Origin of the sequence: Enterococcus sp. DIV0774 (genome assembly GCF_050539095.1) — a bacterium.
Taxonomy (GTDB): Bacteria; Bacillota; Bacilli; order Lactobacillales; family Enterococcaceae; genus Enterococcus; species Enterococcus faecalis.
Window position 1 is genome coordinate 2,321,320 of the sequence record NZ_CP172923.1, and the last position, 17,969, is coordinate 2,339,288.

The 17,969-nt window shown below is 38.0% G+C and carries 15 protein-coding genes and 1 other annotated feature; of the genes, 5 read left to right on the forward strand and 10 right to left on the reverse strand.

Annotated elements, in window-relative coordinates; translation table 11 throughout:
• Positions 1-9: 9 nt before the first annotated feature.
• The 3 genes from IGL86_RS11240 to efrA all read right to left on the reverse strand — a co-directional run bounded on the left by IGL86_RS11240 (position 10) and on the right by efrA (position 4,238).
• A complete protein-coding gene (locus IGL86_RS11240) occupies positions 10-501 on the reverse strand; it encodes a gamma carbonic anhydrase family protein (RefSeq protein ID WP_002355129.1) in 492 nt (163 codons plus the stop codon).
• 243 nt (positions 502-744) lie between these two features.
• Complete coding sequence (gene efrB / locus IGL86_RS11245) at positions 745-2,514, reverse strand: multidrug efflux ABC transporter subunit EfrB (protein WP_002365186.1); 1,770 nt, start codon at positions 2,512-2,514, stop codon at positions 745-747.
• Positions 2,511-4,238: a multidrug efflux ABC transporter subunit EfrA gene (gene efrA, locus IGL86_RS11250; protein ID WP_033624311.1), complete on the reverse strand. Its 1,728-nt coding sequence runs from the start codon at positions 4,236-4,238 to the stop codon at positions 2,511-2,513. Before efrA ends, efrB begins: the two co-directional genes overlap by 4 nt.
• A gap of 228 nt (positions 4,239-4,466) precedes the next feature.
• Here efrA and IGL86_RS11255 point away from each other — a divergent pair, with 228 nt between their 5' ends.
• From IGL86_RS11255 to rnjA, 3 genes are all read left to right on the forward strand, one after another.
• Positions 4,467-4,853 (forward strand): YbaN family protein, encoded by a 387-nt coding sequence (locus IGL86_RS11255; RefSeq protein ID WP_002355126.1) that lies wholly within the window; start codon positions 4,467-4,469, stop codon positions 4,851-4,853.
• A 305-nt stretch (positions 4,854-5,158) separates the two neighbouring features.
• Positions 5,159-5,371, forward strand: a complete 213-nt coding sequence (locus IGL86_RS11260) for a DNA-directed RNA polymerase subunit epsilon (protein ID WP_002355123.1) — start codon at positions 5,159-5,161, stop codon at positions 5,369-5,371.
• A gap of 1 nt (position 5,372) precedes the next feature.
• A complete protein-coding gene (gene rnjA / locus IGL86_RS11265) occupies positions 5,373-7,058 on the forward strand; it encodes a ribonuclease J1 (RefSeq protein ID WP_002355122.1) in 1,686 nt (561 codons plus the stop codon).
• Between the two features lie 105 nt (positions 7,059-7,163).
• Here rnjA and IGL86_RS11270 read toward each other — a convergent pair whose 3' ends face one another.
• From IGL86_RS11270 to IGL86_RS11285, 4 genes are all read right to left on the reverse strand, one after another.
• Positions 7,164-7,364 (reverse strand): cold-shock protein, encoded by a 201-nt coding sequence (locus IGL86_RS11270; protein WP_002355121.1) that lies wholly within the window; start codon positions 7,362-7,364, stop codon positions 7,164-7,166.
• Positions 7,365-7,517: 153 nt separating this feature from the next.
• Positions 7,518-8,216 (reverse strand): RadC family protein, encoded by a 699-nt coding sequence (gene radC / locus IGL86_RS11275; RefSeq protein ID WP_033625686.1) that lies wholly within the window; start codon positions 8,214-8,216, stop codon positions 7,518-7,520.
• Between the two features lie 54 nt (positions 8,217-8,270).
• Positions 8,271-8,930 (reverse strand): HAD family hydrolase, encoded by a 660-nt coding sequence (locus IGL86_RS11280; RefSeq protein WP_033625687.1) that lies wholly within the window; start codon positions 8,928-8,930, stop codon positions 8,271-8,273.
• A complete protein-coding gene (locus tag IGL86_RS11285) occupies positions 8,914-10,236 on the reverse strand; it encodes a bifunctional folylpolyglutamate synthase/dihydrofolate synthase (RefSeq protein ID WP_002355117.1) in 1,323 nt (440 codons plus the stop codon). Before IGL86_RS11285 ends, IGL86_RS11280 begins: the two co-directional genes overlap by 17 nt.
• A gap of 248 nt (positions 10,237-10,484) precedes the next feature.
• Between IGL86_RS11285 and IGL86_RS11290 the strand changes: the two genes are divergently transcribed.
• Together IGL86_RS11290 and IGL86_RS11295 are read left to right on the forward strand one after the other, a co-directional pair.
• On the forward strand, positions 10,485-13,049 hold the full coding sequence (locus IGL86_RS11290) for a YfhO family protein (RefSeq protein ID WP_002387314.1): 2,565 nt from the start codon (positions 10,485-10,487) through the stop codon (positions 13,047-13,049).
• A complete protein-coding gene (locus IGL86_RS11295) occupies positions 13,042-13,641 on the forward strand; it encodes a TVP38/TMEM64 family protein (RefSeq protein WP_002355114.1) in 600 nt (199 codons plus the stop codon). The genes IGL86_RS11290 and IGL86_RS11295 overlap by 8 nt, the downstream gene beginning before the upstream one ends.
• A 45-nt stretch (positions 13,642-13,686) precedes the next feature.
• On the opposite strand, the gene IGL86_RS11300 is transcribed toward IGL86_RS11295, so the two are convergent.
• The 3 genes from IGL86_RS11300 to IGL86_RS11310 all read right to left on the reverse strand — a co-directional run bounded on the left by IGL86_RS11300 (position 13,687) and on the right by IGL86_RS11310 (position 17,920).
• Complete coding sequence (locus IGL86_RS11300) at positions 13,687-16,329, reverse strand: valine--tRNA ligase (RefSeq protein WP_002372973.1); 2,643 nt, start codon at positions 16,327-16,329, stop codon at positions 13,687-13,689.
• A gap of 102 nt (positions 16,330-16,431) precedes the next feature.
• Positions 16,432-16,671: a binding site (T-box leader), on the reverse strand.
• A 49-nt stretch (positions 16,672-16,720) separates the two neighbouring features.
• Positions 16,721-17,209: a thiol peroxidase gene (gene tpx / locus IGL86_RS11305; RefSeq protein WP_002355111.1), complete on the reverse strand. Its 489-nt coding sequence runs from the start codon at positions 17,207-17,209 to the stop codon at positions 16,721-16,723.
• Positions 17,210-17,272: 63 nt separating this feature from the next.
• The gene (locus tag IGL86_RS11310) at positions 17,273-17,920 is read right to left on the reverse strand and encodes a redox-sensing transcriptional repressor Rex (RefSeq protein WP_002365189.1); all 648 of its coding nucleotides are present in this window, start codon (positions 17,918-17,920) and stop codon (positions 17,273-17,275) included.
• Positions 17,921-17,969: the final 49 nt, after the last annotated feature.

The following is a 17,969-nucleotide window of genomic DNA, read 5'->3' on the forward strand; positions in this document are numbered from 1 at the left end:
CTCCTAATTCTATGTTAGTTTCGGGTATTTTTGTTGGCGAAATTCTTCTGCTCGTTGAATATAATGTAAGGCGTTCGTATGATTACTGGCTATTTCTGCTGCCGTTAACGGACGGATAACCTTCGCGGGTCGACCAAATGCTAAAACATTTGGCGGGATAATTTTGCCTTCTGTCACTAAAGAACCCGCACCAATCAGGCTGTTTTCTCCAATAATAGCATTATTTAGAATCGTTGAACCCATGCCAATCAAAGCACCATCACCGATTTTACAACCGTGTAACATGCATTGATGGCCCACCGTTACATACTTGCCTACAATTGTCGGGGCATCTTCATCAACATGAATAATCGTGCCATCTTGAATATTACTACCTTCACCAATGGTAATTGTGTTACTGTCACCTCTTAAGACCGACTGAAACCAAATATTACTATCCTTCGCTAGTTGTACGTTTCCATAGACATCTGCACTAGCAGCAATAAAATACTCTTTTTTCAAACTCTGTCACCTCTTTTCATTAAGTATAGACAAGAATCCCTCACTTTCATAGTAAAAAAGACAAGAAAAGAGCGTGGGACAAAAATCACTTTGGATTTTTGCTCCACGCTCAAAAACTGATAAACGGCGGGAACAAAAGCAACTCCTTCGGAAATAAGCCGGAATTCTCCAAAAATTACAGAACAATTTTCGGAAATTCCTTCTTATTTCTCGGAGTTAAACGCTTCTGTCCCGACCTCATTTTTATTCCTCATAGTCGCCTTCTTCAGCAAATTGACTATTGTATAGTTTTTCATAGAAGCCACCTTGTTCCAGCAACTCATGATGCGTTCCTTTTTCAATGATTTCTCCTTGTTTCATAACAAGAATTAAATCAGCTTCACGAATAGTTGATAGGCGGTGGGCAATAACGAAACTCGTTCGTCCTTCCATAACACGATCCATTGCTTTTTGAATTAAGGCTTCCAAGCGTGTATCGACTGAACTAGTCGCCTCATCTAAAATCAAAATTTTTGGATCAGAAATTACCGCTCGGGCAATGGTCAACAATTGTTTTTGACCAAGGGAAACGTTATCTCCCTCAGAATTGATTTCCATTTCATACCCGTCTGGCATTGTCCGAATGAAGTGATCCACATTGGCCGTTTTCGCTGCATCCACAACTTCATAATCCGTGGCATCCAATTTCCCAAAACGAATGTTATCGGCAATGGTACCTTTATACAACCAAGCATCTTGCAATACCATTCCAAATACAGATCGGACATCACTACGGTTCATTTTTTTTGTGTCAATACCATCAATTTTAATGGCGCCTTCTGTTACATCATAAAAACGCATCAGTAAGTTGATTAAGGTTGTTTTCCCAGCGCCAGTTGGTCCCACAATCGCAACCATTTGGCCCGCATCAACTTTAAAGTTCAAATTACGAATTAACGGTTTTTCTGGGTCATAACTAAAGCTGACATTTTCAAATTCAACAGAGCCTAAAATAGGTTCTGGTAAAGGAACATCTTGTTCGTTAAGTTCTTCTTCTGGTTCATCTAGGATTTCAAAAATCCGCATGGTCGAAGCTGAAGCGCTTTGTAAAGCTGCAGACAACTGCGTAATATTCCCCATTGGTTGGCTAATTTGCCAAATATATTGAATAAACGCTTGTAACTGCCCCACTACGATCACACCAGCAACCACATAGTAACTACCAAGGACAGCTACCCCGATATAGGTCCCATAAGCGGTCATTTGAACCAATGGCAACATTAATCCTGAGATAAAGGATGCTTTGAAACCAAAACCATTTAAACGATGATTGACTTGTTTAAAGCCTTCAAGGGTTTCTTTTTCCCGACCATATAGTTTTAAAACACTGAACCCAGTCATATTTTCTTGGACATAACCATTTAAGTCTCCTAAAGAATTTTGCATTCCTTGGAAATATTTCTGGGAGATTTTAACAATTGTTCTGGAAATAATCAGAGACAACGGAATCATAATCACTGAAAAAATCGCCATCAGCGGATTGATTAAGAACATCATCACTACCGCCATCACAATCCCTAGGACTGCCGAAACAATATTAATAAAACTTTGTTGCATCGCATTGCTGACAGCATCCACATCGTTCGTCACCCGTGACAAAATATTTCCTTGTTGGTTCTTATCAAAATAAGAAACTGGCAAACGATTGATTTTTTCTTCAATATCTCGACGTAAATCGCGCATGGATTGTTGAACGACATTCGTCATTAAAAAGCCTGACAAAAATTGTGCCACACAATAACCTGTTCCCACAACTAAAATCCAAATTAAACATTGGATTACATAATCAAAATTGATTGATTCACCGGCCGCAATATTACGGCTAATTTCTGTCGTTGGTAATCCAGTCAAATAAGGCAACGCTGCATTAAAGGCAACGGTTAATATGGTAAATAAAATAACTAAATAAAACGTCACCCGATACGGTTTAATATAGCGACCGATTCGTTTCATAGAAGAAAAGGCGTGTTTCATGCTAATTCCTCCTCTGACAATTGAGAAGCCGCAATATCATAGTAAATTGGACAAGTCTCAAGTAATTCACGATGTGTGCCAATTCCGACCACGTCGCCTTCGTTTAAAACAACAATGCGGTCCGCATGCATAATTGTTCCAACACGTTGTGCCACAATTAAAACAGTGGATTCTGTTGTTTCTTTTTTCAGACGCGCTCGTAAATTTGCATCTGTTTGATAATCTAACGCAGAAAAACTATCATCAAATATATAAATTTCCGGATTGCGAATAATCGCCCGTGCGATAGCTAAACGTTGTTTTTGACCACCAGAAAAGTTCGTGCCACCTTCTGAAAGAGGTTCATCATAGCCTTGCGGTTTTTGTGAAACAAATTCTGTAGCTTGAGCAATGTCAATTGCTCGTTCCATTTCTTCTAACGTCGCATCTTCCTTACCGTAGCGAAGATTATCAGCAATTGTACCAGTAAAAAGTAACGCTTTTTGTGGAATATAGCCAATCTTATTGCGTAATGCACTAAGTTGGTAATCTTTTACGTTCACTCCATCGATTAAAATTTCACCTTCTGATACATCATAAAACCGTGGAATCAATTGAATTAATGTTGATTTCCCACTACCTGTGCTCCCAATAAAGGCCACTGTTTCACCAGGTGACGCCTTAAAACTTACATTGCGGATAACTGGGCTTTCCGCATGTCCAGGATAGGCAAAGGTTACATTTTTAAACTCTAGATAGCCTTTAGTAGCTGTTTCTGTTACGCCTTCTTCTTCACGAATAGCTGGTTCCATGTCTAAGGCTTCTTGAATCCGCGAAGCCGAAACCGCAGCCCGAGGATACATCATAAAGACACTGGCAAATAACATAAACGAGAACAGCGCATGGAAAATATATTCAATAAAAGCAATTAAATTCCCAACTTCTAAATCCCCATTGCTGATTTGAACAGTCCCGCTCCAAATGATTAAGACCATCACAATGTTAAATAAGAAAAAGAAGCCTGGTTGGGCTGCTGCCATTAAACGAAACAGACTTTTTGAACTTTTAGTGTAAGTTTCATTGACTTTATTAAAACGAGATTCTTCAAATTTTTCATTAACAAATGCGCGTATTACCCGCAATCCAGAAAGATTTTCTCTTAAAATCCCATTGATTCCATCTAAGTTCTTTTGTTGCTTTTTAGATAACGGTTCTGACAAACGAGCAATTCCGACAACTGCTAGCAGCAGAAAAGGCAAGGCACCTAAAACGTACATTCCTAACGACGGACTCGTTCGCATCACCATGTAAAGACTGGCAATAAACATCACTGGCGTCATAAAGCCAAGACGTAAAATATTTCCCATGAAGAGCATAATTTGGTATGCATCATTGGTCGTTCGCGTAATTAAGGAAGAAACCCCAATACTTTCATATTCACTGTGTGAGAAAGTTTGAATCTTTTCAAATAAATCATCACGAATATCACGAACAATGTTTGTTGTAATTCTGGCACCAAAGTACCCCAGCAAAATATTCATTGCGACACCAATAATCGTAATTACAACCATCCAAATCCCTTGCTGATAAATATAGTCCATATCTTTAGGAATAATTCCTTTGTCAATCATTCGTGCTAAAATAGTCGGCAAGCCTAATTCAATTAAAATAAAACCAAACACACAAATAAAATCAGCGAAAAGTAATTTCTTATAACGCATTGTGTAACGCCACATTAACTTCAATTAATCATCTCCTTCTTATCTTACTTTAAATTTTCTAGTACCCCCACTGTATCAAAAAGAAATCGGTAATACAAGCTGTCTGACTAGAAAAAACAGCCTTTCTCTTTCTATCCTTTCTCTTTTAGATTTTCTAAAAAATAGATAATTTTAATGATTTACTTATACGATTAAAATTGCTACTTCCTTTTGATTGTGCCATAATTGGGAAAAACTGAAAGGACCCTTTGAATGAAAAAATTATTCTTCATTTTTCTCGGTTCCTGTACGTTTGCTTTAGGCACGTTAGGAATCTTTTTGCCGCTTTTACCCACCACTGGTTTTTATTTATTAACGGCCTTTTTTTGGATGCGTAGTTCAGATAAACTTTATAACAAATTTTTAGCTTCTTCTTATTATCAAAAATATATCCAAGAAGCCTTCTTTGAGAAAAAAATTACTCGTAAAGGCAAATGGAAACTATTTATTTCCATGTTTCTTTTATTTGCCATTCCGTGTTTAATTGTCCGAAATACGTTGATGACCACGACTTTAGCGATTGTTTATTTAGCTCACGTGATTGGCTTAAGTTGGTATTGGCGTCCTAAAAAAAAGGCACTCGAACTTGATCAAGAATAAGGCGAAACAAGAAGTTTGTTTTTTTTAAAAGTCCAGTGAGTGTTTCTATACTTCCTTATCATTCTATGATAAAATAAGCTTAATTGTTGTTATTCACAACACACGGGACGGTTGAAAAAAGAACACATAAAATCAAATACCCAGAATGAAGCAAAGTCGAGGCTTCATTTCATCATTAACAGATGTTTTTGATGAGCATTCTTTTTTAGGTGATCAGCACCTCGTTTTGTTGTGTTTAATTTTCTGTCTTAAAATGAAAAAAACTATAAATTGCTACTATTAGTAGCTGAAGGAGAAATGAATCGATGATTTACAAAGTATACTATCAAGAAACAAAAATCAGAAACCCAAAAAGAGAAGACACAAAATCTCTTTACATGGAAGCCGATAGCGATGTAATCGTGCGCCAATTAGTTGAAGAAAATACCCCATACAATATTGAATACGTTCAATTATTAGACGAAAAACATCTTGCTTACGAGCAAGAACATGCGGACTTCACTCTAACGGAGTTTTAACATGAAAGTAAACATAAAAAATAACGAAACTGGCGTTTTTGCAATCGGTGGTTTAGGCGAAATTGGAAAAAACACATATGGGGTACAATTCCAAGATGAAATTATCATTATTGATGCTGGGATCAAATTCCCAGAAGATGATTTACTTGGGATTGACTACGTGATTCCAGATTATAGCTACATCGTTCAAAATTTGCATAAAGTCAAAGCACTCGTTATTACCCACGGTCATGAAGACCATATTGGTGGCGTTCCTTATCTTTTACGTCAAGCGAATATCCCAATCTATGCGGGACCACTAGCCTTGGCTTTAATTACCAACAAACTAGATGAACATGGTTTATTGCGAGAAGCGGAATTACACGAAATTAATGAAGATACGGTGATTCGTTTTAGAAAAACAGCGATTAGCTTTTTCCGGACGACTCACAGTATTCCGGATGCCTTGGGCGTTGTGGTTAAAACGCCTTCTGGTAACATTGTCGCAACAGGTGACTTTAAGTTTGACTTTACACCCGTTGGTGAGCCAGCCAACTTACACAGAATGGCGAAATTAGGTGAAGAAGGCGTCCTTTGTCTTCTTTCAGACAGTACCAATGCTGAAATACCCACCTTTACAAAATCCGAAAAAACAATTGGGACCTCTATTTTAAAAATCTTTGAAAAAATTGATGGTCGGATTATCTTTGCCAGTTTTGCTTCAAACATTTTCCGTTTACAACAAGCTGCTGATGCAGCCGTGAAAACAGGTCGCAAAATTGCTGTTTTTGGTCGTAGCATGGAAAATGCCATTGTCAATGGCGAACGCTTAGGCTACATCAAAGTGCCAAAAGGAACGTTTGTCGATGCGGCGGAACTGAATCAATTGCCAGCAAATGAAACAATGATTTTATGTACTGGCTCTCAAGGAGAACCTATGGCCGCGCTTAGTCGGATTGCTAACGGTACACATCGCCAAATTAGTATTCAACCAGGCGATACGGTTGTTTTCTCAAGTTCACCAATTCCTGGGAATACGACAAGCGTTAACCGTTTAATCAACTTATTATCTGAAGCCGGTGCAGAAGTTATCCACGGAAAAATCAATAATATCCATACTTCTGGTCACGGTGGACAAGAAGAGCAAAAATTAATGCTTCGCTTGATGAAGCCTAAATATTTCATGCCTGTTCATGGTGAATTTAGAATGTTAAAAATCCATGCTTCGCTCGCTCAAGATACAGGGGTTCCTGAAGAAAATTGCTTTATCATGGGCAACGGCGATGTCTTAGCTTTAACGGCTGATAGCGCACGTCCTGCTGGTCACTTCAACGCTAACGACGTGTACGTTGATGGAAATGGTGTCGGTGATATCGGGAATGTTGTTTTACGGGATCGTCGTATCTTATCTGAAGAAGGTTTAGTTTTAGCGGTAGCAACGGTTGATATTAAAAATAAAGAAATTATGGCTGGTCCAGACATTCTTTCCCGTGGTTTTGTCTACATGCGTGAGTCTGGTGATATGATTCATGAAGGCCAACGTCTTTTATTCAATGCTCTACGTGAAGCAATGAAAGATAAAAACTGTACCGAAGCAAAATTAGGCGAAGCCATGACGACCGCTTTACAGCCTTTCTTGTTTGAACAAACAGAACGTCATCCAATGATTCTGCCAATGATTATGACTGCCACAGTTAGTGATCAATAAAGCTCTCATTTAATAGAGAAGAAAAATGTTTGTCCATTTTTCTTCTCTATTTTTTCTAACAAAAAAACACCTAACGCATGTTAGGTGTTTTTGGATTATTTTTTATTAGTTTTTTTCTACGTTAACTGCTTGAGGGCCACGGTCTGAATCTTCAACATCAAAAGTCACTGCTTGACCTTCTTCTAAAGTTTTGAAACCATCACCTTGGATAGCTGAGAAGTGTACGAATACGTCGCTTCCGTCTTCGCGTGAGATAAACCCAAAACCTTTTTCTGCGTTAAACCATTTTACTGTTCCTTGTTCCATTCTTTTGTTCCTCCTCGTGCATTTGCACATAAATAGTCGTAACTTTGCTCGCTTCCAATAGAATATTTAAAAAAATTTAAAAAGTCTACATAATTCCAAACAAGATTACCCTTTCATTTTACACGTGATAAAATATTTTTGCAAGAATTGTCCTCATTCTGAAGCAAAAAAATTCTCTTCTCTCAAACTAATGTATCCGCTATCACCAACAATAATATGATCCAACAATTGAATCCCCATCATTTCGCCACATTCTTCCATTCGTTTGGTAAATTGAATATCTTGTGGAGATGGTGTCGGATTGCCAGATGGATGATTATGAGCTAATAGTATGCGAGCAGAAGAATATTTAACCGCTTCCCGAAAAATTTCGCGTGGATGAGCAATACTTTGATTCAGTGATCCTTTGAAAATCGTTTTCTGTTGGATAATGTCATTCTTGGTATTCAAGTAAATACAAATTAAATGTTCTTGTTGCAGCCCCTTCATCTCTTGGAGTAATCGTTGAGCGACTTGTTGACTAGACGTAACTTTGCCAAATTTGATTTGACTACTTTGATAAATTCGACACCCCAATTCAATGGCCGCACGTAATTCAATGGCTTTCACTTGGCCAATGCCTTTAATAGCCATTAACTCGTTCAACGTGGCTTGCTGGAAATAAGAAAGTTGCTTAAACTGTTTTAATAGCGTTGCGGCAACAGTCATCACGTCTGCTTCTTTTGAGCCAGTTCGTATCAGAATCGCCAACAACTCTTGATTCGATAATGCTTTTTCTCCTCTCGCTAAGAGCCGTTCTCGTGGTAAACAATCACTCGGCATCTCGCGAATAAATAGATCCGATACTTGCATAAAAAACCTCCTTTGCTAGTCATTAATAAACTACGCAAAGGAGTGTTGTTTTTATTATTTTAAATAATGTGGCGCTTGATGTAAACTCTCCAAGACATGTAATGTTTTCTCTTGGATAACTTCAGTTGGTTGCAATAAATCAGGTACCATGATCACTGGAATGCCCGCACTATGAGCCGCACTTACCCCATGAAATGAGTCTTCGAAAATCAAGGTTTTCGGGGCTTCTGTTCCTAAAAGTTGACGAGCTTTTTGAAAAATTTCTGGGTCCGGTTTTGCTCGTTTAACATCCTCTGCTGAAACGATCCCTACAAAACGATCCTGAATCCCAGCATGGCTTAATAACATTTCAATTGCTAGACGGACGTTACTTGAAGCAACTAATCGAGGAATTTTTTGATCATCTAAAAAGTCGAGGAATTCCACCACCCCTGGTTTTAAAGGTACATTACCAGATTGAAACTCTTGCAGGGTATCCTCATAAGAACGGCGGATAAATTCTTCCACTGTGTCGTGACCATAGGATGCATAAATACGTCGGTAATTCTCTTGTACTTCTTCATCGGAAATCCCAACATAGTCTAAATAGACTTCTTTACTATATGGTAATCCCATTGCATCTGCTACTTTTTGAGTAGATGTATAGTAAATCAACTCCGTATCAAAAAGCAACCCATCCATATCAAAAATTACGCCATCAAATTTCTTCATCATTTCCTCCTATAGTTAAAAGTAATTCTCTTACTTGAGAAACAAAATATAATGAACCTGTTACTAATAATAAATCATCTGTCGACATTTTTTCTAAAATTTCGCCTAAACCAAATTGCCATAAAGACACAATTTCTGTTAAATCGTCTTCATATTTTTCCATTTCTGTAAGTGCAATAGCTTTAGGATAATCGAAGCTAGTTAAGTAAAGATGCGCATTCGGTACTTGCTTTAAGTCCTGAATCATCTCATCCACATCTTTAGTTGCTAAAGCTGAAAATAAAATATGAATCGTGTGTTGTGGAAACTCTTTGCGCAAGTTTTCAACTAAGCGTTTTACTGCATGATCATTGTGGGCACCATCTAAAACAATCAACGGTTCATCACTAAGACGTTCCATTCGAGCTGGCCATTGCGCTTTAGCCAACCCTTGAGTAATGTCTCGTTCTTTAAATGGCAAATGTTGTAGTTGGCAATACTTGTCAAATAATTGAATAGCTACCGCCGCGTTTTCTACTTGGTGACGCCCCAACAAGGGAACTTTAATTTTTGTCAGTTTGCCCATTTCTCCATAGAAATTAAATACTTCCCCCCATTGTGTATCAGGATGTAGATATTCCACTTGATACTCTTTGCCAAAACGAAAAATTGGACTCTGTTTTTCTTGTGCGACTTTTTCAATGACTGCTAGCGCATCAGCACAAATATTGCCTGTTACTACTGGGACTTTTTCTTTAATAATACCCGCTTTTTGATAGGCAATTTCAGCAATTGTTTCACCTAAAATTTCTGTGTGATCCTTCCCAATTGTCGTAATTCCCGTCAATAATGGCTTCACGACATTGGTGCTATCAAGTAATCCACCTAAGCCAACTTCAACAACTGCGATATCCACTTGTTCATTCACGAAATAGTCCAAGGCCATTCCTGTCAATGTTTCGAATTCTGTAATTCCAGCCACTTCAGTGATTTGGTCTAATTCTTTAATGATTGGTTGATACTTTTCCACATAGGTAATCAATTGTTCGTCTGAAATTGGTTGACCATTTATCGCAATTCTTTCATTAAATGATTCAATATAAGGAGAGGTAAAGGTTCCGACTTTCAAGCCCATTTCTTCTAATAGACAGCGTAAATATGTCACGGTTGAGCCTTTACCATTGGTTCCTGCGATATGAATCGTTGGCACTTTGTTTTCTGGATGATCAATTTTTTCTAATAACGCATTAATCCGATCCAAACCAGGTCTTGAGCCAAAGGGTAACCGGCTATGAATCCATTCAATGGCTTCTTCTATTGTTAATTGCATCTTGTCCAACTCCTTGTCTTCTTCTACATTATAACTAAGTTAGGTGACTTTTTCACTAATAACCAATTGAAACTTTTTCTTGAAAACTTTTTGCATTTTTCATAATTTTGCGTTATTAGCGGATACATTAATGAACTTATGGTAAACTAACATTCTGGATGGTTCGTTCCAGCCAGCCAATTAAAAACTATTTTTAGAGCGTTCAACACGCTTATTCATGATTTTTTTATAAAGGTGGACTTATTTTGATGAAAAACAAATCGAAGCTTTTATGGTTAGGAAGTTTTTTCTTGCCGTTTTTACTTCTGTTGCTTGTATGGATGACATTACAACTTGCGCCTTTTGGTGACAACAACTTATTAGTTAGTGATTTAGGCACACAATACATGCCTTTCTTGAGTTTTTTAAAACGCTCTTTTCACGAGGGAATAACTACATTCTACTCTTTTTCCAATGAGATTGGTGAATCGATTGTTCCTTTGGCAGCCTATTACTTACTGAGCCCTTTTAATGTGTTGGCTTTCTTTTTTCCTTATGAACAATTACCTATAGCAATTTTATGGATTATTACCTTAAAACTTGCCTTGATGGGCACTACGATGTTTAGCTATTTAAAATACACCTATCAAAAAGTTGATGGCACCACGTTACTTTTTTCAACGTCCTATAGTTTCTGTGGCTTTGTCACCGTCTATAGCCAAAACTTTATGTGGTTGGATGCACTGATTCTATTCCCGCTTATCTTATTGGGACTCCAACGTTTATGGGATCAACGCAAATGGGGCTTATACAGTATCACCCTATTTTTAGCGATTGTGACGAATTACTATATGGGTTATATGATTTGTCTCTTTGCTGTTTTGTACAGTATCTATTGGTTCTTTAAAAAGAATACCAAAGCCCATGCTATTCGGCAATTTTTTAAACAAAGTCCGTTATTCATCCTCGTTTCTTTTTTAACAGGAACCGCAACTAGCTTTTTATTATTACCTGCAGCAGAAGGGATGCTCTATACAAAAAAAGCAGACTTTGATGTCTCGACGTTCTTTTTAACGCCTAAGTTCAACACTTCATTCTTCTCGCAATTAGGCTTAGGTTCTATTAATTATGAGTTGCGTCTAGACCATTTACCAACCGTTTTTGCTGGATTATTTGTGACACTCCTCTGTGTTGCCTATTTTCAAACGAAACAAATTGCGTTAAAAGAAAGAATAGCTTCAGCAATTCTTTTATTCATTCTTTTTTTAAGCTTTTGGTTAGAAGCCTTTAATACTGTCTGGCACATGTTTCAAAGCCCAGCTGGTTTCCCTTACCGAAATGTCTTTATTTTTAGCTTTTTATTGATTGTCTTTGCCTATGAAGTTTGGCTTAAAAAAGTGACCATTCCTTGGACCGCACCTATTATTTTTAGTCTGCTGTTAGTCATTGGCTACGGATCTTTGTATTATGGTCCACAAAAGAATCTCTTAATTTCGATCAATTATTTATGGCTAAGTTTACTTTTTATTTGGTTGATTTTCTTTTGCTTGCGTTTAGCGCACAAAAAGGCCTTAAGAAACTATGTAGTCGTGGCTTTATTCTTACTGGTCAGCACAGAATTAACAACGAATTTCTGGATTTCTTTTAAACACATGCCCTTTGGTAGCCAAGCAACATTTGCCCAAGATTACCGAAAACACAGCCAATTAATCGATGAAAAAATGGCCTCAGCACCAGAACTTTATCGCATGAAACAAGTCATTCCTTCCAAAGAAACAGGGTTCCGTGAAATCAATAACGGCTACAATAATCCTTTACTTTATGGCTATGCTGGCGTTTCTAGCTATACTTCGACTTTAACTGCCACTACCCAAGACACATTAAGTGCGCTAGGTTTATATCGAAAAAATGATCGCCGGATTGCTTATGTGGATAATTCACAACTAACTAATTTACTTTTAAATGTGAAATATGACTTTTTACCAATTGAAAAACCTACCAGTGAAAAATTGCTAAAAACAGTTGGTTCCACGAAAATCATGGAAAACGATGAAGCGATCGGTATGGGCTTTTTGGCGCCAACCGCATTAACCAAGTTAAAATTAGCAAAAAATAATCCTTTAGATGCCCAAGAAGAACTCCTGCAAACGCTCGTGCCGACGGATAAACCTTACTTTAAAACAGCTTCGTTGATAAATGAACCTCATCATACCAACGAAACAATTGAAGCAACCTTTAAAGTGAATAGCACTGGTGACTTGCATCTTTATATTCCGAATTTAAAATGGAAAAAAGTTACACAATTGAAGGTAAACCAACAAGTTATCTCGACGCCGATTTATATTGCAACCAATCAACTGTTCAATTTAGGGCATTTTGAAAAAGGAACTACCGTGACCCTGTCACTAACTGCTGAACAAGTGGTTGATTTAACCAATTGGCAACTTCAAACTTTAGACCAAACAGCCTTTAATCGTGCGGTTGACAAATTACGCCAACAAGCTCTTCACGTGAATGCAACTAAAAAAGGCCATTTAAATGGCGCACTGAATGTACCTGGAAATGACACTCAGTTACTGTATACGTCCATTCCTTATGACCAAGATTGGCAAGTCAAATCGTCGCTACAAAAAGAACCCTTAAAAACACAACGCATTCTAGGTGGCTTTTTAGCTGTTGAAGTCCCAGCTGGCAAACAGCAGTTAACCTTTGCCTATCATCCAAGAATGATTTATCTCGGCACTGCCGTCAGCGGAACGATTTTACTGGGAACGGCTGGTTATCTTGGGTTTAAAAAATACCGTCGAAAACGTCAGGAGGCCACTCATGACTAATCAGAAAAAATTTTTAAATGGACTCATTCGGTGGTTACCCCTAGTTGGACTGGTGCTTTTCTTCGGCTTAATTCTATGGGGATATTCCAGAGGAATTTTTCATTCTGTTGCTTCCTTGCAAGCTTTTATTAAACAGTTTGGTAACTATGCGGTTCTGTGTTTCATTCTTTTACAAATCGTCCAAGTGATTATCCCTATTCTACCTGGAGGAATCTCTTCTGTTGCAGGAATGTTGATGTTTGGCAATTTGCAAGGACTTTTGTATAGCTATCTTGGATTGATTATTGGTGAGTTTATTGGCTTTTTACTGGTTCGTTACTATGGACGTAGCTTTGTAAAAATAATCCTTTCACCCAATAAATACAAAAAATTTGAAGAGATTTTGGACAAAAATGAACACAATGTCAAAAAGCTCTTAATCTTTACTATGTTAGTCCCCTTCGCTCCAGATGATATTGTTTGTTTAGTGGCGGGAATTACAGATATTTCTTTAAAAGAATTCATGAAAATTGTTCTTTTATTGAAATTCTGGTCTGTGGCTACTTACAGCTATTTAATGTTGTATTTGTTTCAATTATTTGGCAAATTATAACAAAAAGACAACAAAACCAACGTTGGTTTTGTTGTCTTTTCTTTTTTAGATTGAACGTAATTGGGCAATCCGTTCTTTGACAGCCTCTTGTTTTTCAAGGTAGTCCTTTTCTTTTGCACGTTCTGCTTCCACGACCTCATCTGGTGCATTTGACACAAAACGTTCATTTGAAAGTTTGCCTTGCACACGTTTGACTTCTTTTGTCCATTTGTCTAATTCTTTTTCTAAGCGAGCAATTTCTTCCTCGATATTAATCAACCCAGCTAATGGTAGGAATAGTTCTGCGCCTGTTAAAACAGCGGACATGGCTAATTCTGGCGCTTCTATTTCACGACTGATGACTAATTCCTCTGGGTTACAGAAGCGTTCCAAGTAGCTAGTATTAGCTGTTAAAAATTCTTCTACTTCTGTATCGTTTGTTTTAATTAACAAGGTAATTGGTTTAGAAAGTGGTGTATTCACTTCTGCTCGAATATTCCGAACCGAACGAATAACTTCTTTCAGAACTTCCATTCCTCGAGCTGCTGCTTCATCGTTAAATTCTTCATGAACAACTGGGTACTCTGCCACAACCAATGACTCACCTTGATGCGGAATTTTTTCCCAAATTTCTTCTGTTACAAACGGCATAATTGGATGCAATAAGCGTAAGATTTGATCCAATGTGTACACCAAGATGCTCCGTGTTGTTTGTTTAGCTGCTTCATTGTCTCCGTAAAGAATTTCTTTACTCATTTCAATATACCAATCACAGAAATCATCCCAGATGAAGTTGTATAATTGGCGACCTGCTTCACCGAATTCAAAGCGATCAAATAATTCTGTCACACGGGCGACTGTTTCGTTTAAGCGCGTTAAAATCCAACGATCAGCGACAGTCTTTTCACCACTAAAGTCAATATCTGCAGCAGTCATACCTTCTACATTCATGATAACGAAGCGACTTGCATTCCAGATCTTATTGATAAAGTTCCAAGAAGCATCCATTTTTTCATAACTAAAACGAACATCTTGACCTGGAGCTGAACCATTTGATAAGAACCAACGCAATGCATCTGCGCCATATTTTTCGATGACATCCATTGGATCAATCCCATTCCCCAATGATTTACTCATTTTGCGTCCTTGCTCATCACGAATTAAGCCGTGAATTAAGACATTTTGGAAGGGACGTTCACCTGTAAACTCTAAGCTTTGGAAAATCATACGACTTACCCAGAAGAAGATGATGTCATAGCCAGTAACTAATGTGCTTGTTGGGAAGTAACGTTGATAATCTTCGCTTGCTTCATCTGGCCAACCCATCGTTGAAAATGGCCATAATGCAGAACTAAACCATGTATCTAAGACGTCACTATCTTGAACCCAGTTTTCACTGTCGGCTGGCTCTTCCATCCCAACATACATCTCGCCCGTTTCTTTGTGATACCAAGCAGGAATTTGATGGCCCCACCATAATTGTCGCGAAATAACCCAATCATGTACATTTTCCATCCAACGTAAAAATGTTTGATTGAAGCGTGGTGGATAAAATTCAACAGCGTCTTCTGTTTCTTGATTTTTCATTGCTTTTTCAGCTAGTGGTCCCATTTTTACAAACCATTGGGTCGATAAACGAGGTTCCACGACAACGCCTGTTCGTTCTGAATGGCCCACGCTGTGATTCATTGTTTCGATCTTAATTAAGCGACCTAGTTCTTTCAAGTCAGAGACAATCGCTTTACGTGCGGCAAAACGATCCATTCCTTCGTATTTTCCAGCCAGTTCATTCATCGTGCCGTCTTCGTTCATAACATTTACTCGAGGTAAGTCATGACGATTACCGACTTCAAAGTCATTTGGATCATGGGCAGGTGTGATTTTTACAACCCCTGTTCCAAATTCCATATCTACATAGTCATCTGCAATAATTGGAATTTCTTTATCGACTAATGGCAAGACAACTGTCTTACCAATAAGTTCCTGATACCGTTCATCTTCTGGATGGACCGCAATCGCCGTATCTCCCAACATTGTTTCAGGACGCGTTGTCGCAATTTCAACAACGCCAGAACCATCTGATAATGGGTAGCTCATATGGTAAAAAGCTCCTTCAATATCTTTATGGATTACTTCGATATCAGACAATGCTGTTTTCGCTTTCGGATCCCAGTTAATGATATATTCACCACGGTAAATCAAATCTTTCTCGTAAAGAGAGACAAACACTTTACGAACGGCCTCAGATAGCCCTTCATCTAAAGTAAAACGTTCACGGCTGTAATCTAAAGAAAGGCCCATTTTTGCCCACTGTTCACGAATGTGAGAAGCATATTCTTCTTTCCATTCCCACACTTGATCAACAAATTTTTCACGACCTAAGTCGTAACGTGAAATTCCTTGTTGTGCTAGTTTCTCTTCTACTTTTGCTTGCGTGGCAATTCCGGCATGGTCCATTCCTGGCAGCCATAACGTATCAAAGCCTTGCATTCTTTTTTGGCGGATAATCATATCTTGTAATGTTGTATCCCAAGCATGCCCTAAGTGTAGCTTCCCTGTTACATTAGGTGGTGGAATAACAATTGAATAGGGCTTCGCTTTTTTGTCGCCACTTGGTTTAAATAAATCTTGATCTAGCCATTTTTGATAACGGCCAGCTTCGATTTCTGTCGGTTGATATTTCGTTGGTAAGTTTTTTTCTTCTGACATTTTTTCCCCTTCTTTCTTAAAATACGCGATTTGGAGCGGTAATTATTTTACAAATGAGTTTTTTGGGCTAAACACTAAAATACGCCCTAAAATACTTTCGTATTTTAGGGCGTAGATTCATCTTATTTACGCGGTACCACCTAAATTGCATTTGAATTGAATTCATTCAAATGCCACTCATTCGTGAGATAACGTTCACGAAACGAATCGTTCTACTAACGTACTGTGTTCAAACCATTGACTCACAAGCTACCTTCTCACTGGTTGTGTAAAAGTCTTGCACCTGAACGACTTTTTCTCTAAAACGACGCCAATGATACTCCTCTTGTTCGCTGTCTTTGCTTCATTCTACAATGAAGCGCAAGCAAAGTCAATTTGTAATCTAGAGGGATTACACTTTTTTTGCAGCTTCTAACGCTTGTTGATAATCGGGTTCCGACGAAACTTCTGAGACGATTTCTTCATAAACTAACGTTCCTTCTGGGTCAATCACAAAAATAGCACGTGCTAAACGGCCCATTTCTGGAATATACAAACCATAAGCTGCACCAAATGAGTCTTCAGTATCATGAAGCATTTCCATTTCGACACCCTCAGCGGCACACCAATTTGCTTGTTCTTCGACTGTATTATTAGAAATCGTGATAATCTGAACACCGTCTAATTTCGCCGCTTCTTGATTGAAACGTTTCGTTTGCAGTGAACAAACACGTGTGTCGATATCAGGAACCACACTAATTAAAACCGTTTTACCTTTATAATCTGCCAAGTTGATTTCTTGGTTGTTTAAATTTTTCAAAGAAAAGACGGGGGCTTTTGTGCCAACTTTAGGCTGCTCACCTGTCAATTCTAATACGTGCCCTTTTCTTGTAACATTCATTCTGAAATCCTCCTTTTCCACTTTCAATAATAAGTATAGTAGAGGATTTTTATGAAGACAATTTTATTGCTTTGGGCTATTTGCTAGTGAAAAAGTTTCATTAAAATAAATCAGTGTTTGCAGTTCCGTTGTTAAATCAATATACTGCACACTAACGTTGGCTGGCACACTGACACGGTCTGGCGCAAAATTTAAAATCGCAGTCACACCCGCTTGTACAATTTTGTCGATAGCTTTTTGGGCATGGTGACTTGGTACTGTAGAAATAGCTACCGTGACCCCTTCTTGTCGAACGAATGCTTCTAACTCAGACATATCATGAACTAATAATCCATTAATCGTGGTGCCAACTAAAGCCGAATCATTATCAAAAGCACAGACAATATTCAAATTCTCGTTGCGTCTAAAATTATTTTTTAATAATGCCTTGCCTAAATTGCCACAACCAATCAGAGCAATTCTTTTTTCTTCTTGCGTATTTAAAATATTACTAAATACCTCAATTAAATACGGCACATCGTAACCATAACCGCTTCGGCCCAGTTCACCAACGTGGGAAAAATCACGCCGAATCGTTGCAGAAGGAATCTGGATCATTTCACTAAATTCTCGTGATTTAATGCGTTTAACACCAGAATCCCCTAACATTTTTAAATAACGTAAATAAACCGGCAAACGTTTTGCCGTTGCTTTAGGCATTTTTTTCTCCATCCTCTGTCCTCCTTGTTACCTACTTCACATATTCAGTTTATCACGGTTC